Origin of the sequence: Spirillospora sp. NPDC052269 (genome assembly GCF_040679435.1) — a bacterium.
GTDB lineage: Bacteria > Actinomycetota > Actinomycetes > Streptosporangiales > Streptosporangiaceae > Spirillospora.
This window is the reverse complement of sequence record NZ_JBFAUU010000012.1, coordinates 263,253-288,060: the sequence shown is the minus strand read 5'-3', so window position 1 is coordinate 288,060 and position 24,808 is coordinate 263,253. Positions and strand designations below refer to the sequence as shown.

21 protein-coding genes and 1 pseudogene are annotated in these 24,808 nt (G+C 71.5%); 9 read left to right on the top strand and 13 right to left on the bottom strand.

Annotation, left to right across the window (positions count from 1 at the left end; genetic code table 11):
• Nucleotides 1-46 precede the first annotated feature (46 nt).
• The 3 genes from AB0L06_RS26525 (at nucleotide 47) to AB0L06_RS26515 (ending at nucleotide 2,708) form a co-directional block, all read left to right on the top strand.
• Nucleotides 47-853, top strand: coding sequence for a TetR/AcrR family transcriptional regulator (locus AB0L06_RS26525; protein ID WP_500233798.1), 807 nt, complete (start codon nucleotides 47-49; stop codon nucleotides 851-853).
• Between the two features lie 156 nt (nucleotides 854-1,009).
• On the top strand, nucleotides 1,010-1,429 hold the full coding sequence (locus AB0L06_RS26520; RefSeq protein WP_500233797.1) for a YciI family protein: 420 nt from the start codon (nucleotides 1,010-1,012) through the stop codon (nucleotides 1,427-1,429).
• A 1-nt stretch (nucleotide 1,430) separates the two neighbouring features.
• A complete protein-coding gene (locus AB0L06_RS26515) occupies nucleotides 1,431-2,708 on the top strand; it encodes an RNA polymerase sigma factor (RefSeq protein ID WP_500233796.1) in 1,278 nt (425 codons plus the stop codon).
• An 89-nt stretch (nucleotides 2,709-2,797) separates the two neighbouring features.
• Here AB0L06_RS26515 and AB0L06_RS26510 read toward each other — a convergent pair whose 3' ends face one another.
• Complete coding sequence (locus AB0L06_RS26510; RefSeq protein ID WP_500233795.1) at nucleotides 2,798-3,115, bottom strand: DUF6191 domain-containing protein; 318 nt, start codon at nucleotides 3,113-3,115, stop codon at nucleotides 2,798-2,800.
• 51 nt (nucleotides 3,116-3,166) lie between these two features.
• Nucleotides 3,167-4,054 carry an NmrA family NAD(P)-binding protein gene (locus tag AB0L06_RS26505; protein ID WP_500233794.1) on the bottom strand — a complete coding sequence of 296 codons (888 nt, stop codon included), beginning with the start codon at nucleotides 4,052-4,054 and terminating at the stop codon, nucleotides 3,167-3,169.
• Nucleotides 4,055-4,148: 94 nt separating this feature from the next.
• On the opposite strand from AB0L06_RS26505, the gene AB0L06_RS26500 reads away from it, so the two are divergent.
• Nucleotides 4,149-5,129, top strand: coding sequence for a LysR family transcriptional regulator (locus tag AB0L06_RS26500; RefSeq protein ID WP_500233793.1), 981 nt, complete (start codon nucleotides 4,149-4,151; stop codon nucleotides 5,127-5,129).
• 20 nt (nucleotides 5,130-5,149) lie between these two features.
• On the opposite strand, the gene AB0L06_RS26495 is transcribed toward AB0L06_RS26500, so the two are convergent.
• Nucleotides 5,150-6,592: an MFS transporter gene (locus tag AB0L06_RS26495; RefSeq protein WP_500233792.1), complete on the bottom strand. Its 1,443-nt coding sequence runs from the start codon at nucleotides 6,590-6,592 to the stop codon at nucleotides 5,150-5,152.
• A 147-nt stretch (nucleotides 6,593-6,739) separates the two neighbouring features.
• Between AB0L06_RS26495 and AB0L06_RS26490 the strand changes: the two genes are divergently transcribed.
• Nucleotides 6,740-7,618, top strand: a complete 879-nt coding sequence (locus tag AB0L06_RS26490) for a helix-turn-helix domain-containing protein (RefSeq protein ID WP_500233791.1) — start codon at nucleotides 6,740-6,742, stop codon at nucleotides 7,616-7,618.
• Between the two features lie 197 nt (nucleotides 7,619-7,815).
• Here AB0L06_RS26490 and AB0L06_RS26485 read toward each other — a convergent pair whose 3' ends face one another.
• On the bottom strand, nucleotides 7,816-8,664 hold the full coding sequence (locus AB0L06_RS26485) for a TetR/AcrR family transcriptional regulator (RefSeq protein ID WP_500233790.1): 849 nt from the start codon (nucleotides 8,662-8,664) through the stop codon (nucleotides 7,816-7,818).
• Nucleotides 8,665-8,847: 183 nt separating this feature from the next.
• Between AB0L06_RS26485 and AB0L06_RS26480 the strand changes: the two genes are divergently transcribed.
• Nucleotides 8,848-9,318, top strand: a complete 471-nt coding sequence (locus AB0L06_RS26480) for a nuclear transport factor 2 family protein (RefSeq protein ID WP_500233789.1) — start codon at nucleotides 8,848-8,850, stop codon at nucleotides 9,316-9,318.
• 162 nt (nucleotides 9,319-9,480) lie between these two features.
• Here the strand turns inward: AB0L06_RS26480 and AB0L06_RS26475 are convergent, their stop codons facing one another.
• Both AB0L06_RS26475 and AB0L06_RS26470 read right to left on the bottom strand, forming a co-directional pair.
• Nucleotides 9,481-10,800 carry an MFS transporter gene (locus tag AB0L06_RS26475; RefSeq protein ID WP_500233788.1) on the bottom strand — a complete coding sequence of 440 codons (1,320 nt, stop codon included), beginning with the start codon at nucleotides 10,798-10,800 and terminating at the stop codon, nucleotides 9,481-9,483.
• 558 nt (nucleotides 10,801-11,358) lie between these two features.
• Complete coding sequence (locus AB0L06_RS26470) at nucleotides 11,359-12,249, bottom strand: LysR family transcriptional regulator (protein ID WP_500233787.1); 891 nt, start codon at nucleotides 12,247-12,249, stop codon at nucleotides 11,359-11,361.
• Nucleotides 12,250-12,376: 127 nt separating this feature from the next.
• Here AB0L06_RS26470 and AB0L06_RS26465 point away from each other — a divergent pair, with 127 nt between their 5' ends.
• Nucleotides 12,377-13,024: a hypothetical protein gene (locus tag AB0L06_RS26465; protein WP_500233786.1), complete on the top strand. Its 648-nt coding sequence runs from the start codon at nucleotides 12,377-12,379 to the stop codon at nucleotides 13,022-13,024.
• A gap of 116 nt (nucleotides 13,025-13,140) precedes the next feature.
• Here AB0L06_RS26465 and AB0L06_RS26460 read toward each other — a convergent pair whose 3' ends face one another.
• Nucleotides 13,141-14,436 (bottom strand): APC family permease, encoded by a 1,296-nt coding sequence (locus tag AB0L06_RS26460; protein ID WP_500233785.1) that lies wholly within the window; start codon nucleotides 14,434-14,436, stop codon nucleotides 13,141-13,143.
• 71 nt (nucleotides 14,437-14,507) lie between these two features.
• A complete protein-coding gene (locus AB0L06_RS26455; RefSeq protein ID WP_500233784.1) occupies nucleotides 14,508-15,269 on the bottom strand; it encodes a DUF6585 family protein in 762 nt (253 codons plus the stop codon).
• Nucleotides 15,270-15,551: 282 nt separating this feature from the next.
• Here AB0L06_RS26455 and AB0L06_RS26450 point away from each other — a divergent pair, with 282 nt between their 5' ends.
• On the top strand, nucleotides 15,552-16,907 hold the full coding sequence (locus AB0L06_RS26450) for an Ig-like domain-containing protein (protein WP_500233783.1): 1,356 nt from the start codon (nucleotides 15,552-15,554) through the stop codon (nucleotides 16,905-16,907).
• A gap of 55 nt (nucleotides 16,908-16,962) precedes the next feature.
• Here AB0L06_RS26450 and AB0L06_RS26445 read toward each other — a convergent pair.
• Nucleotides 16,963-18,406: pseudogene (locus AB0L06_RS26445) on the bottom strand (beta-N-acetylhexosaminidase).
• Nucleotides 18,407-18,694: 288 nt separating this feature from the next.
• Here AB0L06_RS26445 and AB0L06_RS26440 point away from each other — a divergent pair.
• Nucleotides 18,695-19,135: a ribonuclease domain-containing protein gene (locus AB0L06_RS26440; RefSeq protein ID WP_500233782.1), complete on the top strand. Its 441-nt coding sequence runs from the start codon at nucleotides 18,695-18,697 to the stop codon at nucleotides 19,133-19,135.
• On the opposite strand, the gene AB0L06_RS26435 is transcribed toward AB0L06_RS26440, so the two are convergent.
• From AB0L06_RS26435 to AB0L06_RS26420, 4 genes are all read right to left on the bottom strand, one after another.
• On the bottom strand, nucleotides 19,117-21,048 hold the full coding sequence (locus tag AB0L06_RS26435) for a helix-turn-helix domain-containing protein (protein ID WP_500233781.1): 1,932 nt from the start codon (nucleotides 21,046-21,048) through the stop codon (nucleotides 19,117-19,119). The genes AB0L06_RS26440 and AB0L06_RS26435 overlap by 19 nt on opposite strands.
• A 111-nt stretch (nucleotides 21,049-21,159) precedes the next feature.
• A complete protein-coding gene (locus AB0L06_RS26430; protein WP_500233780.1) occupies nucleotides 21,160-22,470 on the bottom strand; it encodes an MFS transporter in 1,311 nt (436 codons plus the stop codon).
• Between the two features lie 133 nt (nucleotides 22,471-22,603).
• Nucleotides 22,604-23,410: a 3-hydroxybutyrate dehydrogenase gene (locus AB0L06_RS26425; RefSeq protein WP_500233779.1), complete on the bottom strand. Its 807-nt coding sequence runs from the start codon at nucleotides 23,408-23,410 to the stop codon at nucleotides 22,604-22,606.
• Nucleotides 23,411-23,486: 76 nt separating this feature from the next.
• Nucleotides 23,487-24,758, bottom strand: coding sequence for a 3-hydroxybutyrate oligomer hydrolase family protein (locus tag AB0L06_RS26420; protein WP_500233778.1), 1,272 nt, complete (start codon nucleotides 24,756-24,758; stop codon nucleotides 23,487-23,489).
• Between the last annotated feature and the right edge of the window lie 50 nt (nucleotides 24,759-24,808).

Sequence of the window (24,808 nt, the reverse complement as noted above, 5' to 3'; positions counted from 1 at the left end):
TTCGTGGACGGTCGGCGGCGGCCGTCCGGGACGAGGGAGGGCGCGGATGGCGACTCAGGAGGACTCCGGACGCAGGCCCCGGGCGCGGGCGGCGGCGATCGCGAGCGGGGACGCCCCGGACGGGTCCCTCCCGGTTCCCGCGTGGCGCAAGCAGCGCAAGGGCTCGGCGGCCGGTCCGGCGAAGCAGCCGCTCAGCCAGGACCTCATCGTCGAGACCGCGATCCGGATCCTGGACGCCGAGGGGCTGGACGGGCTCAGCATGCGCCGCGTCGCGCAGGAGCTCGAAACGGGGCCGGCCTCCCTCTACGCGCACGTCTCCAACAAGGACGAGCTGCTCGACATCATGTTCGACCGGATCTGCGGGGAGATCGCGCTCCCCGAGCCGGACCCGGCGCGCTGGCGCGAGCAGGTCAAGCAGGTCTCGTACGAGATCCACCGGGTGATGTCCGCGCACGCCGACATCGCGCGCGTGGCGCTCGGCGACATCCCGACCGGGCTGAACTCGCTGCGCGTCAACGAGTGGCTGCTGACCGCCGTGCTGGGCGCGGGGATCCCGCCGCACGCCGCGGTCTGGGGCGTCGAGCGCCTGTACCTCTACATCAACGCCGACGCGTACGAGGGTTCGCTGCATCTGACCCGGCGGCGGGCGAGCGGGCTGACCGAGCAGGAGTACATGGACCGGTTCGTCGGCCAGGTTCGGGAGTTCTTCCAGTCCCTGCCGACGGAGCGGTTCCCGTCCACGGTCAAGCTGCTCGGCCCGATGATGTCCACCGAGAGCATCGACGGCGAGGACCGGTTCGAGTTCGGCCTTGAGATGATCCTGCGGGGGCTGGAGTCCTACCAGGAGCGCTGACCAGCGGGTTTCGGCCGTTCGCGGGCGCTCGCACGGTGCCGGTGGAAGTTCTTCGGAAAAACTTCGCGGACGTGTCGATCCGGCGTTCCACCCGTTCGACCTATGGGTGAAGGGGCCGGACGCAGGCCCCGGAGAACGCATGAGGGAGACGCAGCCGTGAAGTACATGATGATCTTTCGCGCCACCGACGAGGCCTACGCCTCGATGGCCGACACCGACTTCGGCGAGATGCTGGAGACCGTCGGCCGGTTCAACGAGGAGCTGATCCGGGCAGGCGTGCTGGTCGCCGCCGAGGGCCTGGCCGACGCCGCCGAGAGCGTCGTCGTGGACCACGGGTCCGAGCCGCCGATCGTGACCGACGGCCCGTACGGCGAGACCAAGGAGCTGTTCGGCGGCTTCTACATCCTCAACGTGGCGTCCAAGGAAGAGGTCGTCGAGTGGGCGCGGCGGCTGCCGGTGACGGGCCCGGGCTTCAAGACCGAGATCCGGCGCGTCACCGGCATCGACGAGATGCCGCAGGACAACGAGTGGGTCCGCAAGGAGCGCGCGTGGCGCGAGTCCACGGGGCAGCTCTGAGATGACCGGGCGGGAGGCGGTGGCGGCGGTCTGGCGGATCGAGTCCGCGCAGATCGTCGGCGCGCTCGCCCGCCACACCGGGGACTTCGCGCTCGCCGAGGACCTCGCGCAGGAGGCGCTGGCCGAGGCGCTGGTCGGCTGGCCGCGCGACGGTGTGCCGCGCAACCCCGCGGGATGGCTGCTGACGGTGGGACGGCGGCGCGCGATCGACGCGTTCCGCCGCCGTTCCGCGCTGGACGACCGGTACGCCTCCCTGGCCCACGAGCTGGGCGAGGGAGGCGCCGCGTCGGGGGCCGCGCCCGCGGGCCCCGTCCGGGACTCCGGCGAGGTGCTGTGGGATCCGGACCAGATCGACGACGACGTGCTGTCGCTGATGTTCGTCGCGTGCCACCCCGTCCTGTCGCGGGAGGCGCGGGTGGCGCTGACGCTGCGCGTCGTCGGTGGCCTGACCAGCGACGAGATCGCGCGGGCGGTGCTCGCGCCGACCGCGACCGTCCAGGCGCGGATCACCCGCGCGAAGAAGACCCTCGCGGCGGCCGGGGTGCCGTTCGCGCAGCCCGCGGCGGACGAGCGGCCCGCGCGGCTCGGCTCGGTGCTCAGCGTCGTCTACGTGATCTTCACCGAGGGGTCGTCGGCGAGTTCGGGCGACGCGGTGATCCGGCTCGACCTGGCGGCGGAGGCGCTGCGGCTGGCGCGGGTGCTGAGCCGCCTGGTCCCGGACGAGCCGGAAGTGCACGGTCTGCTGGCCCTGCTCGAGCTGACCGCCGCCCGGTTCCCCGCCCGCACCGGCCCTGACGGTGGTCCGGTGCTGCTCGAACACCAGGACCGAGGTCTCTGGGACCAGGCCGCGATCGGCCGCGGACGCGCCGCGCTGACGCTCGCGGAGCGGCTCGGCCGCGGTTTCGGCGCGTACGGACTGCAGGCGGCGATCGCCGAGTGCCACGCGGTCGCGCCCTCCGTCGAGGAGACGGACTGGGAGCGGATCGTCCAGATCTACGAAGCGCTCGGACGGCTCGCGCCGTCCCCGGTCGTCGAGCTGAACCGGGCCGTCGCGGTCTCGATGGCGCGCGGCCCGGCCGATGCCCTCCCGATCGTGGACGACCTGGTCACGGCGGGGAGTCTGGAGCACTCGCACCTGCTGCCGAGCGTCCGGGGCGAGCTGCTCACCCGCCTCGGACGTGTCGACGAGGCCCGTTCCGAACTCGAGTTCGCCGTGAAACTCTGCGCGAACGACCGTGACCGCGCGCTTCTGGAGAGCAAGGTCGATGCCCTCGGTTGACCGGGGTTCCGGCTGAGCAAGCTCCGCGCCCGCGGCCGGCCGGGTTCCGGCTGAGCAAGGTCGACGCTTTCGGCTGACCGGGGTTTCGGTCAGGCCTCTTCCGAGGGGAGCCGGACGATGGCGGTTCCGGCGTCGAGGTTGACGCGGGTGCGGGGTGGGGCGCCGTCGGTCTCGTCGTCCCGCATCATGAGCGACGAGGCCCGCTGGTCCCGCTGGTGGCGGTGCGTGCCGTGGAAGAACGCGCCGAGTTCGCCGACCGAGTTCGCCGAGACGGGGCGTCCGGTGTCGTCCCTTCGCCAGGGCAGATGGAACCGGCGGTTCGCCCACCAGCCGAGGTGGTCGAGGACGGCGAACGTGATCAGCGCGAGCACGAACCCGGGGACCGACATGAACGCAACGAGTGCCACGCCCGATCAACGAGCGCGGCGCCCGATCGGTTTCGTTCTCGTTCGTTCTCGCTAGTTTTCGACGGCGGGCTTCAGGACGTCCTCGCACCACTGGCGGAAGGACGTGGGGCTCCCGGCCTCGGGGGTGCGCGGCCGGGCGTGGTAGATGCCGTCCCGGTCGATGGCGGTCATCATGTCGTTCAGGCCCTGGGCGAAGTCCTCACTCGCTCCGTAGCCGGTCAGAGTGGCTTTCTGCTCCTCAGGCGACACCTGCTGGAAGCGGATCGGGCGGCCCAGGACGTCCGACATGACGCGGGCCATGTCGTCGGCCGAGAGGTCCTCGGGGCCGAGGACCGGGACGCCTTCCTGGCCGTCCCAGGTCGGGTCGAGCAGGAGGCGCGCGGCGACGTCGGCGATGTCGCGGGTGGCGACGGCGGGCTGCTTCCGGTCCGGCGTGACGGGTGCGGCGAACATGCCCGCGGCCTTGAGGGACGGGACGTTCCGCAGCATGTTCTCCATGAAGCCCGGCAGTTCGAGAGCGCGGAAGCGGACGCCGGTCGCCTCGATCATCTCGTCCGTCGCGAGGTTCGCCGAGATCTGGCCCGCGTTCCGGGCGACGCCGCGTCCGAGCGTGGAGACGCCGACGACGCGCAGGTCTTCGTCGCCGGTTTCGGTGATGACTTCGCAGAACGGGCGGACGAAGTCGAGGAAGCGGTCCTCGAAGCTCGGTGCGGTGGGGTCCGGCGGGACGAGCCAGAAGACGCTGTCGGCACCGGTGAGCGCCTTGGTGAGGACGTCCCTGTCGCTGTGCGAACCCTGGACGACTTCGGCGTCCTCACGCACGCGCGCGGGGAGGCGGGCCGGGGCGCGGGCGATGACGCGGACGGGCGCGCCCGCGTCCATGAGGATGCCGAGGACCTGGCGGCCGATCTGGCCGGTGGGAGCCGTGACGACGATCATTGGTGAACCTCCGGAAGGGGATGTACCGGTCAGCCAACCCGGGCCCGCGGTGAAGCTGAAGGACCACTTCGATCGCGATTGATACCCTCCGGATATGAGTGATCTGGAGGTGCGGCAACTCCGCTACTTCGTCGCGGTCGCGGAGGAGCTTCACTTCGGCCGCGCCGCCGCGCGCCTGGGAATGGCCCAGCCGCCGCTGTCCCGGGCCATCCGCGAACTCGAACGTCAGCTCGGGGTCAAACTGCTGGAACGCACCACGCGGAGCGTCTCGCTGACGCCTGCCGGTGAGGTTCTCTTGCGGGACGCCCGGACCGTCCTTGAATCAGTAGGCGCAGCCGGACGGCGGGTCCGCCACGCGGGTCAGCCAACGCCTCGATTGCGGCTCGCACTGAAGGCCGACGCCGACGGCGGCATGCTGTCGGCGATCCTGGCCGCCTACCAGCAGGAGGACGCCGCGCTGCCGGTGGAACTGGTGTGGGGCGGGCGCGGCGAGCAGCCGCAGGCGCTCCGTGACGGGCTCGCCGACGTCGCCCTGCTGCTCAGCCCGTTCGACGACCGTGGCCTGGATTTCGAGCCACTGCGTTCCGAGCCCCGGATGGCCGCCCTGGCGGCGGACGATCCGCTGGCCGCGCGCACGAGCCTGATGCTCGCCGATCTGTCGGGACGCCTGCTGCCGGACGGGTCGCCGGCCGTCCCCGGCGAGACGCCTCCCCCGTTCACCGACCGGCAGGTCAGGGCGGAGGAGCGGGGGCTCGTCGCCGAACCCCGTCCGCCCGTGTCCGACCTGACACAGGTCTTCCGGCTCGTGGAACTCGGCTGCGTCGTCTGCCTGCTGCCCGCGTGGGTGACGCGCGCCTATCCGCGTGCCGAACTCGCCTACATCCCGGTCGTGGACATCGAGCCGGCGGTCCTGTCGGTCGGCTGGCCGCGCGACGCGCGTTCTCCGGCGACGGCGGCGTTCGTCCGTGCCGCTCAGGCGGTCTTCGAGTCCGTCGCCGCCCCGCCGTCCGTCGAGGCGGCGCCCCCGGTCGGGCGGACCTCGGCGGACGGGGTGCGCATCGTCGACGGGTCTTGAGCGGCGGACACTGTCGTGTGTCAGTTGGCCGCGGCCCTGCGCGGGGCGCGGAGCAGGAAGAAGGCGATCAGGGCGATGACCAGGACGGTCAGCGCGACGTCCACGCCGATGGCCAGGCGCATGCCGGAGAGCAGGTCGGACGCGGCGGTCGAGGAGCCCGTGCGGGCCGCGGCGACGGCGCTGATCAGCGGGATGCCGAGGGTGAACGCGATCTGCTGGGACATCGTGGTGAGGCCGGTCGCGAGGCCCTGCTCGTCGTCCGGGAGGCCGGACGTGGCGGTGACGGTGAACGCGACGATCCCGTAGACGTGTCCGAAGAAGCCGATCGCGCTGGTCACCAGCACGAGCGTCAGGCCGGCGCCGCGGTCGGTGCCGAGCGCGAGCAGCGCCAGATTGGACAGCGCCTGGACGGCCAGGCCGAGCACCAGGCTCGCGTGCGCGCCGATGCGTCCGATCAGGCGCGGCCCGACGACGCCCGCGATCGCCGCGGTCACCCCGGGGACGCCGAAGACCAGGCCGGTGACCAGCGCCGAGTAGCCGAGGACGTTCTGCAGGTAGAGGGTCATCAGGAAGACGATCGCGGTCTCCATCGCGAAGACGGTGAAGCCGCCGAGGTTGCCCCAGCCGACCGTCCGCTTGGTGAGGACGCGCACCGACGCCAGCGGCTCGGCGGCGCGGGTTTCGATCAGGCCGAAAAGCGCGAGCAGGACGACTCCGGCGGCGACCGCGACGAGCGCGACCGGGTCCGTCCAGCCCACGTGTCCCGCCTGGGTCACGCCGTAGACCAGGCTGAGCAGGCCGCCCGTCACGGTGACCGCGCCGGGGACGTCCAGGCGCACCAAGGATCGGCCGCGGTCGGCGGCGAGCAGGACGGGCGCGGCGACCAGCATGACGGCCGCGACCGGCGCGTTCACGAGGAACGTCCAGCGCCAGCTCAGCCCCTGGGTGAGGACGCCGCCGAACAGCGCCCCCGCGGCGAATCCGGCGGCCATGAGCGCGCCGTTCAGGCCGAGCGCGCGGCGCCGTAGCGGTCCCTCCGGAAAGGCGGTGGTGAGCAGCGACAGCGCGGCCGGGGTGGCGATGGCCGTCGCGAGTCCCTGCAGGACGCGGCCGGTCAGCAGCATGGTCTGGCCGTTCGACAGGCCGCCGACCAGAGAGCCGGCCGTGAGTAGGAGCAGTCCGGCCATGAACATGCGACGGCGGCCGAAAAGGTCGGCGACCCGTCCGAAAAGCAGGGTGAACCCGGCGGCGGGGAGCGCGAACGCGGTCGCGATCCACTGCAGCCCGCCGAGGGACAGGCCGAGCGCGCGACCGATGTCGGGGAGCGCGACGTTGAGGATGGAGAAGTCGACCGCCAGCATGAACTGCGCGCCGAGCAGCAGCGCCAGCACGAGTCTCTGCCGGCCGGACATCCGGTCGGTCACCGCGGCCGCGGCGCTGGGGGGTTCGGTCAGGACGGACATGGCGGGTCCTCGTCTGGCTGCGCCGGGGGACGGTCCCGCCGGTCGCCGACGAATCTGCCCGGCCCTTTCCGGGCTGCCCAGAACCCACCGATTGGTACTACTCGCAGGGACAGGATCCCTCCCGTCACTCCGGACATACTGGACATCATGGAGCTGGACACCGATCTCGGCACGTTCCTGAAGTCGCGGCGCGCGAGGCTGACCCCGGAGGACGTCGGCCTGATCAGCTACGGGACGCGGCGGCGCGTCCCCGGGCTGCGGCGCGAGGAGCTGGCCCAGCTCGCGGGCGTCAGCGTCCAGTACTACACGCGGCTCGAGCAGGGGCAGAGCCGCAACGCGTCCGACGGGGTGCTGGCGGCGCTCGCGGACGCGCTGCGCCTGGACGAGGCCGAGCGGATCCACCTGCGGTCACTGAACACGGCGGGCGCGCGTCCGGCGGCGCGGCGGCGCGCCCCGCGTGAGCGGCTGGACCCGGTCGTCACGCAGCTCCTGGAGGCCGCGCCGGACGTGCCGATCATGGTCATGGGGCGCTTCACGGACATCCTGGCCTGGAACCGCCTCGGGCACGCGGTCTTCGGCGGGCACCTGGACTTCGACGCTCCGGCGCGGCCGGCGGAACGTCCGAACATCTCCCGGATGGTGTTCCTCGACCCGCACATGCGCGAGCTGTTCGTCGACTGGGACGGCAAGACCGAGGAGGTCGTCGCGCACCTGCGGATGGCCGCCGGGCGTCATTCGGACGACCCGCGGATCGCGGCGCTGGTGGGCGAGCTGACGATGAAGAGCCCCCGGTTCGCCTCGATCTGGTCGTCCCACGCGGTGAGGGACTGCGGCCCGAGCGTGAAGGAACTCCACCATCCGCTGGTCGGCCCGCTGACGCTCGCGCAGCTGCCGCTTCAGCTTCCGGAGGAGCCCGATCAGCGGATCGTCACGTGGACGGCCGCGCCGGGCTCCCCCAGCGAGGCCGCGCTGCGGCTGCTGGGCAGGCCGGCCGAGACCGTCCGCGAGCTCGAACGGCGGCGGTGATTGACCCCCGGGTCACTCCGTGGAAAACCTGGGGACGACCGTGTTGAGACAGTGGTGATACAGCGCTCTCTCGCAAGCTCAGCGGTTGTGCACAAAAGTTATCCACAGGTTGTGGATGGCGATGCCTTCGCGGGCGCTCCGGCGTAGCGTCGACGGTGTCGGGCGTTCGGCCGTCCGGTCGTTCGGCCGTTCGGCGTTCAGGACGGGAGGTGATCTGTGGATGGTGACGTCGTCGCGGCGAGCAGGATCCGCGCGGCGCGCTTGGCGTCCTCGGCGGGGGCGGGGGAGTCCGAGATGGCCGCGGTGGTGATGGCGCCTTCGGCGAGGAGCGCGATGTGCGTGGCGGTCGCCGGTGGGGCTCCGGCGGCTTCCGTGAGTCGCCCGATATAGGCGCGGAAGGCGTCCTTGTGATGGCGGGCGGCTTCCGCCACCTCGGGGGACGTCGCGCCCAGCTCGCCGTACGAGTTGATGAAGGCGCAGCCGCGGAAGCCGTCCTCGGTGAACCATCGGGCCAGCCAGTCGAACACGGCCAGCACACGCTCCTGTGGAGTTCCCTCGCTCGCCGCGACGTATTGGGCGAGCGCTTCGCGCCAGCGTTCGTCCCGGCGGGCCAGATAGGCCTCGACCAGCGCCGACTTGGACGGGAACAGCTGGTAGAGCCGCCGCAGGGTCACTCCGGAGGCCGTGCGGACGGCGTCCATGCCCACGGCCTGGACGCCCTGGCCGTAGAAGAGCCGCTCGGCCGCGTCCAGCACCCGGCCCCGAACCTCGTCCTCGGCCGCAGCGCGCCCCTCGGTCCTGGCGCGGCCCGGCGTCCGGCCACGGGCCTCGCCACCACCGGCCGTCTCGCCAGCGGCCGTCTCGCCAGCGGGCGTCTGGGGGTGGGGTGCGCTGTCGGCCACCGGCGCGCGACCGCTGCTCTCGTCGGCGCTCGGCCTCCGAGCGTTGGACGCCTCGCTGCCCGGTGAACGGGTGTCGGGCGCGTTGACGCGGGGCGCGGGATTGTCCGCAGCGCCCCACGCCAAGGCCAGGCGTCCCGCGGACATGGGACTGGCGTGGGGCGCGGGAGCGTCCGGCGCGCCGGCGGCGGGCTCATGGGGGGCCCGAGCTTGGGTAGGGGGCTTGTCGGTGTCCGTCACGCCGCTCCCTCTGGTGCGAGAACCATCGTTCTCGTATTGTAGCCCGATGAGGTGAGAACGACCGTTCTCGCCGAGATGGAAGGAGACGTCATGACCGAGCGACGTATGCCCGTGCCGCCGTTCACCGCGGAGACCGCGGCGCAGAAGGTGCGGTCCGCGGAGAACGCCTGGAACACCCGCGAACCCGAACAGATCTCGCTCGCCTACTCGCCCGAGAGCCGGTGGCGCAACCGCGCCGAGTTCGTCAACGGCCGTGAGGAGATCGTCGACTTCCTCACCCGCAAGTGGAACCGCGAGCTGGAGTACCGCCTCATCAAGGAGCTGTGGGCCTACAACGAGGTCCGGATCGCCGTCCGCTTCGTCTACGAGTGGCACGACGAGACCGGCCAGTGGTTCCGCTCCTACGGCAACGAGAACTGGGAGTTCGACGACGACGGCCTGATGACGGAGCGGCACGCCAGCATCAACGACGTCCCCATCGCAGAGTCGGAGCGGCTCTTCCACTGGCCCCAGGGCCCCCGGCCCGAAGACCACCCCGGCCTGTCCGCCCTCGGCCTCTGACCTCGCCCAACCTGCCGGACGCTCCTGCTCAGGCCGTCCGAGGCCGCGCAGAAGAGGAGACGGGGGCGGACCTGAGCCCGCCCACTGGTCAGAAGGCCCATGGCGTTGCGACTCTGGCCTGCTGCCTCGGTTCACCCAGCGTGGACGTTGCGCCGGTCGTACTCACGAGGCCGCCAGGGTGTTCTTGCCTTCCGTCCGTGCGAAGGGGGTGATGACGACGGCGAGGGTGAAGAGCGCGACGACGGAGAGGACGAGGCCGGTGGACGAGAGCGTCGCGAGCGTCCCGAAGACGGCGACGCCCAGGGCGGTTCCGGTCTGGCGGGCGGCGTTGAGCGCGCCCTGGCCGGTCGCGGCGAGCGAGAGGGGGACGGCGGCGGACATGTCGGCCATGCAGGACGGGATGGCCAGCGGGCTTCCCACCCCGACGAGGACCTGCGCGGCGAAGACCGTCCACAGGGAGTCGCCGCCCGCCGCGAGCAGGATCCCGCCGGCGAGGTCGAGCGCCATTCCGGCCGGCATCACGCGGCGCGCGCCGAAGCGGACCACGAGCCGTCCGGTCAGCAGCGGGACGAACAGGACGGGCACGGTCATCGGCAGGAACGCCGCCCCCGCCCGGACCGGCGAAAGACCCTTCCCCACCACCATCCACTGGGTCAGCGCGAACAGGAGCCCGTAGTAGACGAACTGCGACATCACGCCCACGACCAGATCGACGCGGACGCGCCTCAGCGCCATCAGCGCGGGCGGCAGCACCGGCGACGCCGCGCGCCGCTGCACGGCCGGCAGGAAGCCGATGGCGATCGCCGCGACCACGAGCCCCGCGATCGGACGCGTCCGGAGCCAGCCGCCGGTCCCGCCGTCCACCAGGCTGAACGTGAGCGCGACGAGTCCGGTGATCGACAGCAGGATGCCTGAGCGGTCGACGGGCCTCGCCGTCTCGCCGCGATGCCCGCTGAGCCCGCGCGACGCCGCGAGGGTCAGCAGCGCGATCGGGATGTTCACCAGGAAGACCAGCCGCCAGCCGCCGAGCGCGACCAGCGCGCCGCCGAGCACCGGTCCCCCGACGACACCGATCCCGGTGATCGCCACGGACGCGCCGATGCGTCGCGACCGCTGGTCCGGGTCGGGGAAGAGCGCGGCGAGCAGCGCCATCGACGCGGGCGCGAGCCCGGCCGCGGGCACGCCGAGCAGCGCGCGTCCCGCGATCAGCACGGCGGCGTTCGGCGCGAACGCGCACAGCAGGGAGGCCAGGGCGAACCCCGCCAGCGCCACGCGGTAGACCCGGCGCGGCCCCCAGCGGTCCGCGATCGAGCCGGACGCCAGCATCAGCCCGGCGAGGACGACCGTGTAGGCGTCCACGGCCCACGGCAGCGCCGCCGCCGACGCGTGAAGGTCGGACCGCATGTCGGGCAGCGCCACGTTCAGGATCGTCGCGTCCAGCGCGATCATGAAGTTCCCCGCCACGATCCCGACGAACCGCAAAGCCGTCCGCCCCTCCGCAGAGGCCTGCTGCCGCGCAGACGCCACCTTCCCGGCGGGCGCCGCGTTCCCGGCGGGCGCCGCGTTCCCGGCGGGCGCCGCCTTCCCGGGGGGTGCTGCCTGTGCGACGGACTCCGCGTGCGTGACGGACGGTGCTTGCTGAGTGGGTGCGGCGTGCGCGATGGATGCCGTGTGCTCAGCGCACGTGGCTTGCTCGGTGGTTGCCACGTGCGTGGCGGATGTGGTCTTTGCGACGGATGTTGCCTGATCAGCGGATGCCGCCTGGGCGGCGGACGCCGTCCTCTCAACGGACGGTGCTTGCGCGACGGAGGTTGCTAGCTCAGTGGGTGCCGCGTGCGTGACGGGTGTCGGCTGTTGTGCTGGTGTGAGTTGCTCGGTGGGTTTTGGGCGTCGTGGGGGTGTCGGTGTTGCGGTGATGGCTTCGGAAGGTTCGGTGCTCACGGACATGGCTGCGGGGCTCCTGGTGGAGGGGGAGTGGGACGGTCTCCACTCCACTCCTCCGGCGTGTGCCGAACCAGGGGCACTACGCGCGCGCAGCGATCACGATCCGAGATCGCTGCCCGGGAGGCGGCAGGCGGCCAGGAGGGCGTCGGTGCGTCCGGGGGTGTTCGGCGGGACGACCAGCACGGCGGGGAGCGACAACGGCGGCCGGACGGGCCGGAAGGCGACGCGGGTGGTGCGGACCTGGTCGGCGGCGGTGGCGTAGAGGACGGTCCATCCGTCGGCGCCCGCGGCCAGGGACGCGAGGGTGTCCTGGAGCGTGCTGTGCGGCGGCCCGGGCACGGGAGTGAACCCGGCGTCCTGGCATGACCGGGTGACCAGGTCGACGAGCGCGGGGTTGGCCCGCCGCTCGGTCAGCACGAGGGGAAGCCGGGCGAGATCGCCGAGGTTCAGCGTGGACGCGTCCGCCAGTGGATGGCGGCTGGGGAGGGCCACCAGAAGCTCGTCCTGCCAAACAGGGATCAGGCGGACGTCGTGGGCGGTCTCGTCGTCCAGGCCGCGGATGAACGCGGCGTCGAGTTCGCGCTCGGCCACGCGGCGGAGGCGTTCCTCGGGGGAGACCGCGACCAGTTCGACCTGGTATCCGCGCGAGCTGAGCGCCTCGAGGACGTGCGTGAGCCGGTCGCCCATCCCGCGGCTCGTCCCGATGCGCAGGACGGTTTCACGTGAATCGACGTACGCGCCGATCGTGTCGAAGGCGCGGCGTTCGGCGGAAAGGACGGCGCGGGCGGCGGGGAGGAAGACGGCGCCCGCCTCGGTCAGCCGGACGTGCCGGGGCGAGCGGTCGAACAGCTCGACGCCGAGCTCCCGTTCCAGCCGTCCGATCTGCTGGCTCACCGCCGACTGAACGATCATCAGACGCTCGGCGGCGCGTCCGAAATGTAGCTCTTCGGCGACGGTGACGAAGTATCTGAGCTGACGCAGTTCCATGGCCTGATCAGGGTAATCCGTGCCAGGTGGCCACATTTGCGTGCCTGTGGCGGGACGGTATGGTCCGGGGCCCGCCTCGTGCGCGCGCGTGTCCGCGATGCTGGGACGCCCGGCACGAGGAGTCGCCATGTACGACGAGACGCAGAGTCCCGCCCGGGACGAGATCCTCGAAGTGGCTCGCGCGGACCGCACCTCGCTCTACACGCACTCGGTGATCGGCGCCGCCGCGCACGTGCTCTACGACATGGAGGAAGTGCTGTTCGAGCACGGCGTCTACGACCCCTACACGCGCTGGTCCGGGCCGCTGCCCGCGCGGATCCTGCGGGCCTGCGCCGACCGTTTCACCCGCGAGTGCCTCTATGTGGACGAGGACGTCGAGCCGGTCAAGCTGCTGGACACCGTGGTCTGGCAGGCGTCCGTCCACCTGGACGCCGAGCTGACGCCGGTCGAGGGGCCGGTGATGGCCGTCTGCCGCGCCGAGGTCGGCTACGTGAGCCTGCCGCGGGCGGACGCCGCTCCCCTGCTGGTGACGCTCGGCCGCCCGGACGAGTCCGCCGCGCAAATGATCATGAGCTCGGGCGGCGGCTTCCTCGGGCCCTACCGGCCCGGCCCGTGGACGTGGAACCTGACCACCCGGACGCCGGGCACGTACTTCATCGGCGATGGGACACGGATCGTCGCGCCCGCGCCGTCCCACGAGACCGCCGCCGAGGTCGGCGCGCTGGTCGCGGGCGTCCTGGTGGGCGACATCGTCCCGCCCTGCGGCGTCGACTGACCTCGGCCCCTCCATCCCCGGCCCGACCGCCCTCGGCCTTCCCCGACCGCCCTCGGCCCTCCGCGGCTGACCCTCGACCTTCCATGACCGGACCCCCGGCCTTCCGCGACCGGTCCTCAGCCCTCCACATCGGCCTCGGTCCGGCGTCGCAGGATCAGCCGGCGGCCCGCGAGACCGAGCGCGAACATCGCGATCCCCGCGAGGACGGACTGCCACGGCAGCGTGACGACCAGCACCAGGCAGCCGACGAGACCGAGCACGTTGAGCCTGCGCGGCCAGCGGCGGTCGGACGCGGGTTGCGTCAGCGCCGACGCGTTCGCGATGGCGTAGTAGACGAGCACCCCGAAGGACGAGAAGCCGATCACCCCGCGCAGATCCACCGTGGCGACCAGGACGCTGACGACGACGGCCAGCGCGATCTCGGCGTGGTGCGGAACCTTGTGGCGGGGATGGACGGCGGCGAGCCAGTGGGGTAGATCGCGATGGCGCGCCATGGCGAGTCCGGTCCGTCCGATCCCGGCGATCAGGGCTAGCAGCGAGCCGAGCGCCGCGAGGGCCCCGCCGATCCGGACCACCGGGGCGAGTCCCGGGGAGCCCGCCGCCTCGACCGCGGCGGTCAGCGGCGCGGACGCGCCGGCGAGCACGTCCGGCCCGGCGCCCAGCAGCGCCGCGACCCCGACGACCAGGTACACGATCACCGTGATGAGCAGCGCGATCGGGATCGCCCGGGGGATGACCCGACGCGGGTCGCGGACCTCCTCGCCGAGGGTGGCGATCCGGGCGTATCCGGCGAACGCGAAGAACAGCAGGCCGGCGGCCTGGAGGACGCCGTAGGGCCCGCCGGTCGTCCAGCCGTCCAGGTTCGCGGTGGTGGCGTGCCCGCCCGCCGCGATCCCGATCACGACGACGGCCAGCGCGGTCAGGCTCGTCCCGACGAGGACGCGGGTGATCGCCACGGTCTTGGTGACGCCGCGGTAGTTGAGCGCGGCCAGCGCCAGGACGCCCGCGACCGCGACGATCCGCTGCGCCCACCAGGGGCCCGGAACCGCGTACGAGGCGAAGGTGAGCGCCATGGCCGCGCATGAGGCCGTCTTGCCGACCACGAAGCCCCATCCGGCCGCGAACCCCCACCAGTGGCCGAGGCGCTCGCGTCCGTAGACGTACGTCCCGCCGGACACCGGATAGGCCGCGGCCAGCTGAGCGGACGCGACCGCGTTGCAGTAGGCGATCAACGCCGCGAGGACGAGCCCTATGAGCAGTCCGGTCCCGGCGGCGCGCGCGGCCGGGCCGAACGCGGCGAAGACCCCGGCGCCGATCATCGAACCGAGTCCGATCACCACCGCGTTGCCGGTGCCGAGCCGTCGCGCCAGCGCGCCGTCCTGAGCCGCCTCCGCCGATGTCCGCTTTCGCACCGGGTCATTCCATCAAACGAACGCCGAACACCTACGGCCCGGGACGTTCCTCACGGCTCACGGCTCACGCCTCATGCGCGCGCGTTGGTGCGAAGGTGGTCGGCCAGGGCGAGGAAGACGAAGAAGTTCGGGATGCTGCTGACGGACGTCGTCGACAGCGACAGCCACTTGCCGGTGACGCGCAGCGAGACGATGCCGTTGCGGATCTGCACCTCGTCCACCTTCGGCCAGGCGACGGACTTGCTGCGGGAGCCGACCTCGGACGCCGTCAGCCACAGCGGGCCGAAGTCGAGGCGCTCCCCCGCTCGAAGACGCGCGACGGCGTTCGGGAGCTGCGCGTCCGTCACGGCCTTCTGGATCGCCGGCCCCCACAGCTCCGGGTGGGCGAGACCTTCCCTCAGCGTCATCTTCTCGCCCGACAGGTCGGTCATCGTGTAGGCGTAGGTGATGCGGACGGTCTGGCTGCCCCTTTTGTGCCGGGTGATGGCCTGCTGGACGCTCGTGCGGTCGTAGCGGAAGGCGCGAAGCCGCCCCTCGAAGGCGAGGATGAGGCCGCGTTCGAAGAGGTCGAGCCGTCCGTCCCTGTTGCGGCCGGCCACCCGCGCGAGGCGGATGGCGCGGAGCCCGGCCACGAAGACCGCCACGCCGCAGATGGCCACCATCCACGCCACCTGGAAGGCGAGGAACGCCAGCGCGAGAACGAGCGAGCCGATCGCGATGCGGCCGAAGAACTTCGCCTGCCGCGCCTGGGCTTCGGCGAGGGACCGGTAGGTGGCGCGGTGGGCGCCGAAGTCGGAGCGTGCCGCCAGGTCGCGGATCTGCTGCTCGGTCACCGTGCTCGCCCCTTGGATCGACCGCCGGGTGCACCCGGACACCGATCCCGGGTCGCCCGCGAGTTTCCATCAGCCATGTGTGCCTGGCAAGGACGGATGAGGAGCGGTACGACCCGATAGATCACGATTTGGTGTTCACTGTCAACCGCGGGCTCCCCTGGCGCGTCGCCCTTTCACCTACTTCTGTTCCACCCCACGTTCACACCCCACGCACACCCCACGTTCTCGACACCCGCTTCCTCCACACCCACCTTCTTCACACCCGACGCGGAGGGAACACCCTTGCTTCGCATCGCCACGGTCGGCGTGACGAGCACACTGCTGCTCGGCACCCTGGCCGCCGTCCCGGCGTTCGCCGAGGACGGGACGGCCACGATCACCATCGCCGCCGCGCCCGCCTCGGTCGACCCCGAGCACCCGACCGCCACGCTCACCGGCAAGGTCACCGGCGCCGACGGCCTGCCCGTCGCCGCCGGAACGGCCGTCGAGCTGTCCGCCCCGGCGGGCCAGGGCGACGTCACCGGCGGCACCACCGACGCCGACGGCAACTACACCGCGACCCTGTCGCCGAACGGCACGTCCGACTCGGTCCCCGTCGAGGCGAGCGTGCCGTCGCTCAACCTCAAGTCCGAGTCCGTGACGGTCTCGATCGACCGCGGCCAGACCAACACGGTCATGAGCGCCGACAAGTCCATCCTGGACGAGGGCCAGGCGCTGACGCTGAGCGGCGCCGTCACCTACAAGGGCGCGGCCGTCGCCGGCGGCACGGCCGTCATCGGCCAGACGCCGGACGGCTCCTGCACCGGGACCCCGATGTCCCCGGTGACGCTGACGGTCGGTGCGGACGGCAAGTTCAGCACATCCGTCAAGCCGCACTGCGCCGGGACGTTCTACGTCGACACCGCCCCGGCCGGCCTGTTCAAGGGCGGGCGGGTCGCGCTCGGCCACACCAACGTCCGGTACTCGGGGAACCTCGCGTTCTCCGCCACCATGGACGCCTACGGACAGGTCACCGCCTGGACGAACCTGAAGTCGGCGTCGGGCGGCGGTCAGGTCTACGACCGCAAGGTCATCCTGGAGTACTCCAGCAACGGCACGTCCGGCTGGAAGAACATGAAGACCTTCTCGGGCTGGGGCACCGGCTACAAGGCCACGCTTAGCGTCTACTACTCGGGCTACTGGCGGGCGCGCTTCCTCGGTGACTCGGGCTACGCGCCGGCGGTGTCGCCCACCAAGAAGCTGTGGCGCTGGTCGACCAAGATGTCGAAGCTGAGCGCCTCCAAGACCTCGATCAAGAAGAACAAGTACATCTACGTCTCCGGGAACCTGTACCGCTGGAGCACGGCCAAGAACGGCTACGGCGCGTTCGGCGGGCAGAGCGTCCGGATCATCTTCCGCTTCAAGGGCAAGAAGACCTGGTACCACGTCAAGTGGGTGAAGACGGACCGCAAGGGCCACTACAGCGCGAAGGTCCGCGCCTACGGCGACGGCTACTTCGCCGCCGTCTTCGCGGGCACCAGCGACACGTGGTCGGCGGGCACGCCGAACGACCGGTACGTCAACACCTACGCCGTCCCGTCGCCGGGTCAGCGCTCCGGTCCCGCGCCGATCGTGGACGTCCGTCCGTGGCGCGGCTGACCCGACCGCACATGACCGGCCGCGGGCCTACGCGCGGGCGCGCGGCTGTGCGCGGCTAGTCGTACTTGGGTGACGTGTAAGGGAGGCCGGGGACGCCGGGCCGTTGTTGATACGGCCGCGGCCCGCCCGGCCTCCTGTAGTCCACGCCCATGGCGCCCAGCCGGGCGTAGTGCTCCTCGCGCATGCGGCGCTCGAAGTCGTCGTAGTCGCGCCCCTCGGACGGGGACCAGACCGCCTCGGCGAACGCGACGAGGCGCGGGAACACCATGTAGTCGATGCGCTGCTGGCTTTCGGTGTGTTCCGTCCACATGTTCGCCTGCGCGCCCAGGACACGGTCCGTGCTCTCGGTTCCGGCGAGTTCTGCTGGGACGGGCTCGAACTCGTAGATGTCCCTTAGCGTCTGCACCCAGCCGAACGCGATCGGCTCGTCCGGACGCGCGCTCTGCCTGTGGTCGAGATAGACCTCTTGCGTCGGGCACATGATGACGTCGTGGCCCGCCTTGGCGGCGGTGACGCCACCTTCACGTCCACGCCAACTCATTACGGCGGCCACCTTCTGCGAGGCCGCCTTCGAGGATCTCGTCCCAGCCGACCAGTCGACGGCCGCGTTCGGTCAGCCAGCGGTCGAAGTGACGGATGATCCACGACTGGAGGCCGTCCTCGTCGCCGACGCCGAGTTCCCTGATGCGGCCCTGAGCGGACGGCGACGCCTTCCACTCGTCCTTGGGGCACTCGTCGCCCCCGATGTGGACGAACGGGCTCGGGAAGATCTCGAGCACTTCCTCCAGGACGCCCTCGAGAAAACGCAGCGTCTCCTCGTTCGCGTTGAGGACGTGCCGGTTGACGCCCCAGTCCGTCTTCACGCCGAGCGCGGCGGTGTCGACGACGTCGGTGTTGCCCAGCTCCGGATACGCGGCGATCGCGGCCTGCATGTGCCCGGGAAGGTCGATCTCCGGAACGACCGTGATGTGCCGCTCCGCCGCGTAGGCGACGATCTCGCGGAGGTCGTCCTGGGTGAGGAACCCGCCGTGCGAACGCTCGTCCCAGAGCTCCGATCCGTTCCGGCCGATCCGCGTCCTCTGGCGGGACGATCCGATCTCCGTCAGCCTCGGGTGCCGCTTGATCTCGATGCGCCAGCCCTGGTCGTCGGTCAGGTGCAGATGCAGGACGTTCAGCTTGTGCGCGGCGATCAGGTCGATGTACCGGAGGATGCCGCTCTTGGGCGTGAAGTGGCGCGCGACGTCCAGCATGAACCCGCGCCAGCGGAAGCGCGGCGCGTCCTCGATCTCGACCACGGGCAGCTCGCGCGGCGCGTCGAATCCGGCCTGGCGGAAGGCGTTCGGGCCGAGCATCTGGCGGAGGGTCTGACGTCCCCAGAACACGCCCGCCTCGTCGCCGCCGACGATCTCGACGGCGCCGTCCGCGCCGACCGTGAGGCGGTATCCCTCGGGCGGAAGCGCGGCGTCGACGCGGGTGCGGACGACGCCGTCGAACGGCACGCGCGCCGCACCGGACGAGCCTCCGGACGCGCCTTCGGACGAGTCGCCGTGTGAGATCAGGACAGGACGGGGCACCAGATTCGAGATCGTCACCCTGACGATCCTCTCCGCGTCCACATCCCTCCAAACCGGCGCTTTACGCCCGCCACCGGCGACAACACGGTGTCCTGGGCGGGACGAAGAAGTGGCCGGAACGCGGCGCACAGGATTTTGGCCACTCTTGCCATATTTCGGACGTGCCCTGGTTGGCGAACATGACGGTGTTCGTCCCCTCGCCAAGGAGGCCCCGTGAAGCAGCTCGTGAAGCAGAACACCCGGCGGACGGCCCGCGCGTCCTGGACCAAACGCGCCGTCGTCTCCGTCGTGGCCGCCGCGTCCGTGACGGGTGTCGTGGTCAACAACGTCCCGGCCGCCAACGCTTCGGTCTACCAGACGTGCACGATGTCGACGTGCGCGGACGGCAGCGCCGCGGCGTCGATCTGGGCGTCGAAGGGTTGGCCGTCGAGCAGCGGCTGGTACTCGTGGCCGGACGGCCTCTACAACTACACCGGCGGCGTGTTCCAGAACCGTGAGGGACAGCTGCCGAGCGGCGTGTCCTACCACGAGTACGACGTGTACTCGCGGGCCAAGGGCGCGCACAGGGACGCCGTCCGGATCATCCACAGCAGCACCGGCACGGTCTACTACTCGCCGGACCACTACGCGAACTTCTACCTGCTCAGCAAGTGAAGTCTGAGCGCTAGCTGAAGTTCCAGCGCGCGGGACGGGCTGTTCCAGTCGTCGCCGAGGAGCTGCCGAACGCGGTCGAGCCGCTGCACGACCGTGTTGACGTGGACGTGGAGGGCCTGCCTGGCCTCGGTCAGGCTCGCGCCGCTCCGGTAGTACGCGTCCAGCGTCCGGACCAGCTCCGTCCCGCGCCGCCGGTCGTAGTCGATGACCGGCCCGAGAACGTCGCGCACGTACCCCTGGACGTCCGCGCGATCGCCCAGCAGGACGCCGAGGAAACCGAGCGCCGAAGCGTCCGCGCCGTCGCCCGTCCGGCCGAGCGTGTGCAACGCGCGGACGCACCGCAGCGCTTCCTCGTACGCACCGGGAAGACGCGCCGGCCCCGTCACCGCATCGGACGCGCCGGTCGTCACCGGAACGCCTCCCAACACCTCGCCCAACTCGTTCGACAACGTCTGGGCAAGTGCGCCGGATGCGTCGGTCGGTGCGAGCAAGACGACGTTCCCGTTGTGCGTTCCGGCGAGCCCTTCCAACGCGCGCGCACGACGCGAGACCTCGGCCAGCAACCGCTCCCGCCGGGACGCGTCGCAGTGCAGAACGAACACCGCGTGCGCACGAGAGAAGACCACGCCGAGCTTGCGCGCGCGCAGCGTCAGACTGTCGGCATGGCCTCCGGTCAGGAGGTCGCCCAGAAGGTCTCCGCGCACGCGGTCTTCCGCTTCCGCGACCGACCGCCGAAGCAGCAACAGAAGCGCCGTGACGAGCCCGGCGCGTTCGAAGAGCCGGCGGTCGCCATCGGTCAGATCGGGGCGGTCGAGCAACGCCATCGTGCCGAGCGGTTCCGCGCCCGCGAGCACCGCGTAGATCCACGCGCCGTCCACCGGGACGGCCTGCCCGCTCGCGCCCGACGCCGCAACGCCTTCCGCCGGCGGGACGAACGGCTCGGCGCCGACGCGGGCGAGCTCCGCGCCGTCCGCGTCGTGCACGACGAGCCCGCCGCCGAGCAACGCAACGATCTCGCGTGCTACGTCCGTCGCGTCCCCGCCGCGTAGCACGAGCTCGGTCAGCCTGTCGTGGATCGCGGCGGCGCGGCGCATCTCCGCGCTACGCGCGCGTGCGGTCTCGGTCGCCGTGTTCAGCTCGGTCAGCGTCGCGCGCGTCTCCTCCAGCAACCGCGCGTTGTCGATCGCGACGGCGGCGTGGTCGGCGAGCGACGACAACAGCGTCACGGCGTCCGGATCGAATTCGCGCGGGCGCCGGTCCGCCGCGTACAGAACGCCGATGACGCGCGTCCCCACGCGCATCGGGACGCCGAGGATCCCGCGCAGCCCTTCCTCCCCGACCGCGTCGTCGATCGTGGTCGTGTGGTGGAAGCGCGTGTCGGTTCCGTAGTCGCGGCTCGCGTAGGGGAGCGCGGTCTGCGCGACGAGCCCGCCAAGCCCCTCGCCCATACCGAGTCGCAGCTTCTGGAAATTCGCGGAGACCGAGCCGTCCGTCACGCGCATGAACGTGTCCCCGGCGGTCGGGTCGTTGATCGTGAGATACGCGGTGTTGGTTCCGAGCAACGTGCGCGCGCGGTGCACGATGGCGCGCAGCACGGCGTCCAGGTCGCGGAGCGCGGCGAGGTCCCCAGCGCTGTCGAAGAGCGCCGCGAGCTCCCGTTCGCGGCGGCGGTGCTTCTCGAGCGTCCGCCGGATGTCGAGCGCCGTGCGGGTCGCCTCGTCCACCAGCGCCTGCTCGTCCGGGACGACCCCGGCGGCGCGCGCCTCGGCGGCGGGACGGGCGAAGTCCTCGGCGGGGGCGCCGTCCGCGAGCAGTCCGAGCAGGACGCGCATCGCGGACAGGGCGGGGTGGTCCATGCGGTTCATCGTCGCAGCCTCCGCGCCGAGGCCGTCCGTGCAGACGGACTCGGCCATCGCACTGGGTCCGTCCGTGCGGGCGGACTCGGCCATCGCGCCGGGGCCGTCCGCGTTGGCGGACGACCCCGGCGTCCGTGGACGGTCAGGTCGTGTTCTCCGCAGAGCGCGTCACGTGGCGCGGGCGGTCACCGCGGTGCGGCTCGTGCCGTCCGCCTCCGCGCGCGCGAGGTCGCGTCCGCGGGTCTCGCGGGCGACGGCCACGGTCAGCGCGGTGACGAGGGCGGCGAGGCCCATGTAGATCGCGATCGGGACGGACGAGTCGTACTCCTTCAGCAGCTCGACCGCGATGATCGGAGCGAGCGCCCCGGCGAGGATGGACGACAGCTGCGACCCCATCGACGCACCCGAGTACCGGACGCGCGTGTCGAACAGCTCCGACACGTACGCGGCCTGGGGCCCGTACATCGCGCCGTGCAGGACGAGCCCGGCCGTCACCGCGAGCGTGATCGTCGCGAACGACCTGGTGTCGAGGAGCGTGAAGAACACGAGCGTCCACAGCGCCATCCCGCCCGCGCCGACCAGCATCACCGGACGCCGGCCGATCCGGTCCGACAGCGCGCCCCACGCGGGGATCACCAGGAAGTGCACGGCCGAGCCGATCAGCACGGCGTCGAGCGCGGTGGACTTCGGCAGCTTCAGGTGCTCGGTCACGTACACGAGCAGGAACGAGGTGAGGATGTAGTACGAGATGTTCTCGCCGAACCGCGCGCCGATCGCGACGAGGACCTGCCGCCAGCTCGTCCGGAACACGTCCACGACCGGGACGCGCTCGTCCGTCCGCTCCCGCTTCCTCGCCTCCAGGAACAGCGGCGACTCGCTGACCGACACGCGGATCCACAGGCCGATCACGACGAGCACGCCGGACAGCAGGAACGGGACGCGCCAGCCCCACGCCCGGAACGTCTCGTCCGACTGGACGGACGCCAGCAGCGCCAGCACGCCGGTCGCGAGCAGGTTGCCGCCGGGCGCGCCGGACTGCGGCCAGGACGCCCAGAACCCGCGCTTCCGGTCGCCGCCGTGCTCGGACACGATCAGCACCGCGCCGCCCCACTCGCCGCCGAGCGCGAACCCCTGGACGAGCCGGAGCGCCGTCAGCAGCATCGGCGCGCCGACCCCGAGTGTCGCGTACGTCGGCAGCAGGCCCATCGCGAACGTCGCGCCGCCCATCATCACCAGGCTGACGACGAGCAGCTTCTTGCGTCCGACGCGGTCGCCGAAGTGACCGAACACGACGCCGCCGAGCGGCCGCGCCGCGAACCCGATCGCGTAGGTGAGGAACGCGATGAGCGTCCCGGTCAGCGGGTCGGCCTTGGGGAAGAAGATCTTGTTGAAGACGAGGGCGGCGGCGCTTCCGTAGAGGAAGAAGTCGTACCACTCGATCGTGGTGCCGATGAGGCTCGCGCTGACGATCCGCGCCATGCCTTTCGAGCGCTCTCTCCCGTTTTCGGGCATGGCTGTATCGGGGTGGGACATGGGGGGCTCCGTCCTGGGCTGAGGATGGGGGACTTGCGGTGCCTGTGGGGAGGGGCGACTAGGCGGTCTTGGGGAGGGGCTACTGGGCGGTCCAGCCGCCGTCCATGGAGAGGGACGAGCCGGTCACGAAGCTCGCGTGCGGGCCGCAGAGCCAGAGGACGGCGGCGGCGACCTCCTCCGGCTCGATGAGGCGCTTCACGGGCGTGCGCGCGAGGAGGACGTCGTCGACGACCTCGTCCGGCGGGACGCCGTGGACGGCCGCCTGGTCGCGGATCTGCCCCTCCACGAGCGGTGTCCGGACGTATCCGGGGTCGACGCAGTTGCTCGTGACGCCGTGCGGGGCGCCTTCCAGGGCGGCCACCTTGCTGAGCCCTTCCAGGCCGTGCTTGGCCGCGACATAGGCGGACTTGTAGGCGCTGGCGCGCAGGCCGTGGACGCTGGAGATGTTGACGATCCGTCCCCAGCCTCGCGCGTACATGTGGGGGAGCGTCCGCCGCATCAGCAGGAACGGCGCGGTCACCATCACCTGCTGGATGCGGACGAACCTTTCGGGCGGGAACTCGGGGATGGGCGCGACGTGCTGGAGGCCGGCGCTGTTGACGAGGACGTCGGCCGTGGCGGGCAGCGTGTCGACGGCGGACGGATCGGCGAGGTCGGCGACGTGCGCCCGCCCGCCGATCCGCTCAGCGACCGCCTTCGCCGCCTCGCCGTCCAGGTCCACCACGTGCACCTCGGCCCCCGCGGCGGCGAGCGCGGCCGCGCACGCCCGGCCGATGCCGCTGCCACCGCCGGTCACGAGCGCCGTCCGGCCGTCCAGCGCGGTGGCGCCGTGCCGCGCGGACGGGCCGTCGAGCGGTGGTGTTCCCGCAGGCCAAGAGTTCGTCATGGCCCGAACTGTAAGGTGGGTCACACGCGCTGCCCATGGTGTCGACCCACACACTGTGTCCGTTCCGAGTGGTGGTTCAGCCCAAGGGGCAGGACGTGACGAGGTCCGTGTCAGGCGCGTCCGGGCGCGGGACGGTCCGGCTGGGCGGAGGCGCCTCGGCGCGTCCGATCCAGCTTTCGAGGGCGGTGAACGCTGCCCGGTGACACGGGACGAGCGGACGCAGCCGGTCCGGGAACGCATCGAAGAGCGAGTCCACGTGCGTCCCGTCCTCGATGCGGTAGTACCGGAACATCGCGCCGCGCCCCTGCGCGCGCACGAGCCGCGCGTACACGTCCGAGTCCTGGCTGATCGGAAGCAGGCCGTCCAGCGTTCCGTGGATGGTGATGAGCGGCTTTCCTATGCGTCCGGTCAGCGCCACCTTGGCGACGGCCCGGTGCACGCTCGCCGGACGGCTTCGGTAGTCGTAGTCCTCGTCCGCGCCTGTGTAGCCGGGGTCGAACTCGGCGCGGTAGATGCGTTGCGTGAGCCCCCAGTAGTACTGGCTGTAGAACGGCCACAGGAACTCGGATTCGGCCGGGAACCCACCCTGCTGTGGCTGGCCGCGTAGTGCGGGCGGCAGGAAGGTGAGCAGGTTCGGTCCGTCCGTCCGCCAGAGCGTCCCTTCCCAGTCGACTCCCCCGTCGTACAGCTCGGGATGGTTCTCCAACTGCCAACGCACGAGATACCCGCCGTTGGACATGCCCGTTACGAGCGTCCTACGCGCCTGCTCGCGATACCTCTGCCGGACGACCTGCTTGGCCGCCCGTGTCAGCTGCGTTAGGCGGAAGTTCCACTCCGCCATGGCATCGCCCGGTCGCTTGCCGTCCTTGTAGAAATCGGCTCCGGTGTTGCCCTTGTCCGTAGCGGCGAACGCGTACCCGCGCGCGAGCACCCAGTCGCCTATGGCGCGGTCGTTGGCGTACTGCCCGCGCACGCCCGGGGAGCCGGACACGACCAACCCGCCGTTCCAGTGGTCGGGTAGCCGGATGACGAACTGCGAGTCGTGATTCCACCCGTGGTCGGCGTTGGTCCTGGACGAATCGGGGAAGTACCCGTCGATCTGCACGCCGGGCACACCACTCGGCACCGGCAGGTCCTTCGGCGTCAGCCCCGCCCAGTCCGTGGGCACGGTGTGGCCCGACGCCACCGTCCCCGCCGTCGTCAGTTCGGGCAGGCACGCGACCTGCTGATACTCCGCTCCAGGCACCCTGATCCCGGACGGACAGGACTCGGCGCGAGCGTTCGTGGCCGCAGGCGCGACGACCACACCCGCGGCGACGAGAAGCGCGGTCAACGATCTGAACGGCATCGGGAACCTCCCGGTGATGGGGGACAGATGCCGCGGACGCTAAATCCCCC

Excerpts from the sequence above, each read along its gene's own strand:
- AB0L06_RS26525 (WP_500233798.1), top strand. The coding sequence starts at position 47 with ATGGCGACTCAGGAGGACTCCGGACGCAGGCCCCGGGCGCGGGCGGCG.
- AB0L06_RS26515 (WP_500233796.1), top strand. The coding sequence starts at position 1,431 with ATGACCGGGCGGGAGGCGGTGGCGGCGGTCTGGCGGATCGAGTCCGCG.
- AB0L06_RS26505 (WP_500233794.1), bottom strand. The coding sequence starts at position 4,054 with ATGATCGTCGTCACGGCTCCCACCGGCCAGATCGGCCGCCAGGTCCTC.
- AB0L06_RS26500 (WP_500233793.1), top strand. The coding sequence starts at position 4,149 with ATGAGTGATCTGGAGGTGCGGCAACTCCGCTACTTCGTCGCGGTCGCG.
- AB0L06_RS26495 (WP_500233792.1), bottom strand. The coding sequence starts at position 6,592 with ATGTCCGTCCTGACCGAACCCCCCAGCGCCGCGGCCGCGGTGACCGAC.
- AB0L06_RS26490 (WP_500233791.1), top strand. The coding sequence starts at position 6,740 with ATGGAGCTGGACACCGATCTCGGCACGTTCCTGAAGTCGCGGCGCGCG.
- AB0L06_RS26485 (WP_500233790.1), bottom strand. The coding sequence starts at position 8,664 with ATGTCCGCGGGACGCCTGGCCTTGGCGTGGGGCGCTGCGGACAATCCC.
- AB0L06_RS26480 (WP_500233789.1), top strand. The coding sequence starts at position 8,848 with ATGACCGAGCGACGTATGCCCGTGCCGCCGTTCACCGCGGAGACCGCG.
- AB0L06_RS26470 (WP_500233787.1), bottom strand. The coding sequence starts at position 12,249 with ATGGAACTGCGTCAGCTCAGATACTTCGTCACCGTCGCCGAAGAGCTA.
- AB0L06_RS26465 (WP_500233786.1), top strand. The coding sequence starts at position 12,377 with ATGTACGACGAGACGCAGAGTCCCGCCCGGGACGAGATCCTCGAAGTG.
- AB0L06_RS26435 (WP_500233781.1), bottom strand. The coding sequence starts at position 21,048 with ATGGCCGAGTCCGTCTGCACGGACGGCCTCGGCGCGGAGGCTGCGACG.
- AB0L06_RS26430 (WP_500233780.1), bottom strand. The coding sequence starts at position 22,470 with ATGGCGCGGATCGTCAGCGCGAGCCTCATCGGCACCACGATCGAGTGG.
- AB0L06_RS26425 (WP_500233779.1), bottom strand. The coding sequence starts at position 23,410 with ATGACGAACTCTTGGCCTGCGGGAACACCACCGCTCGACGGCCCGTCC.
- AB0L06_RS26420 (WP_500233778.1), bottom strand. The coding sequence starts at position 24,758 with ATGCCGTTCAGATCGTTGACCGCGCTTCTCGTCGCCGCGGGTGTGGTC.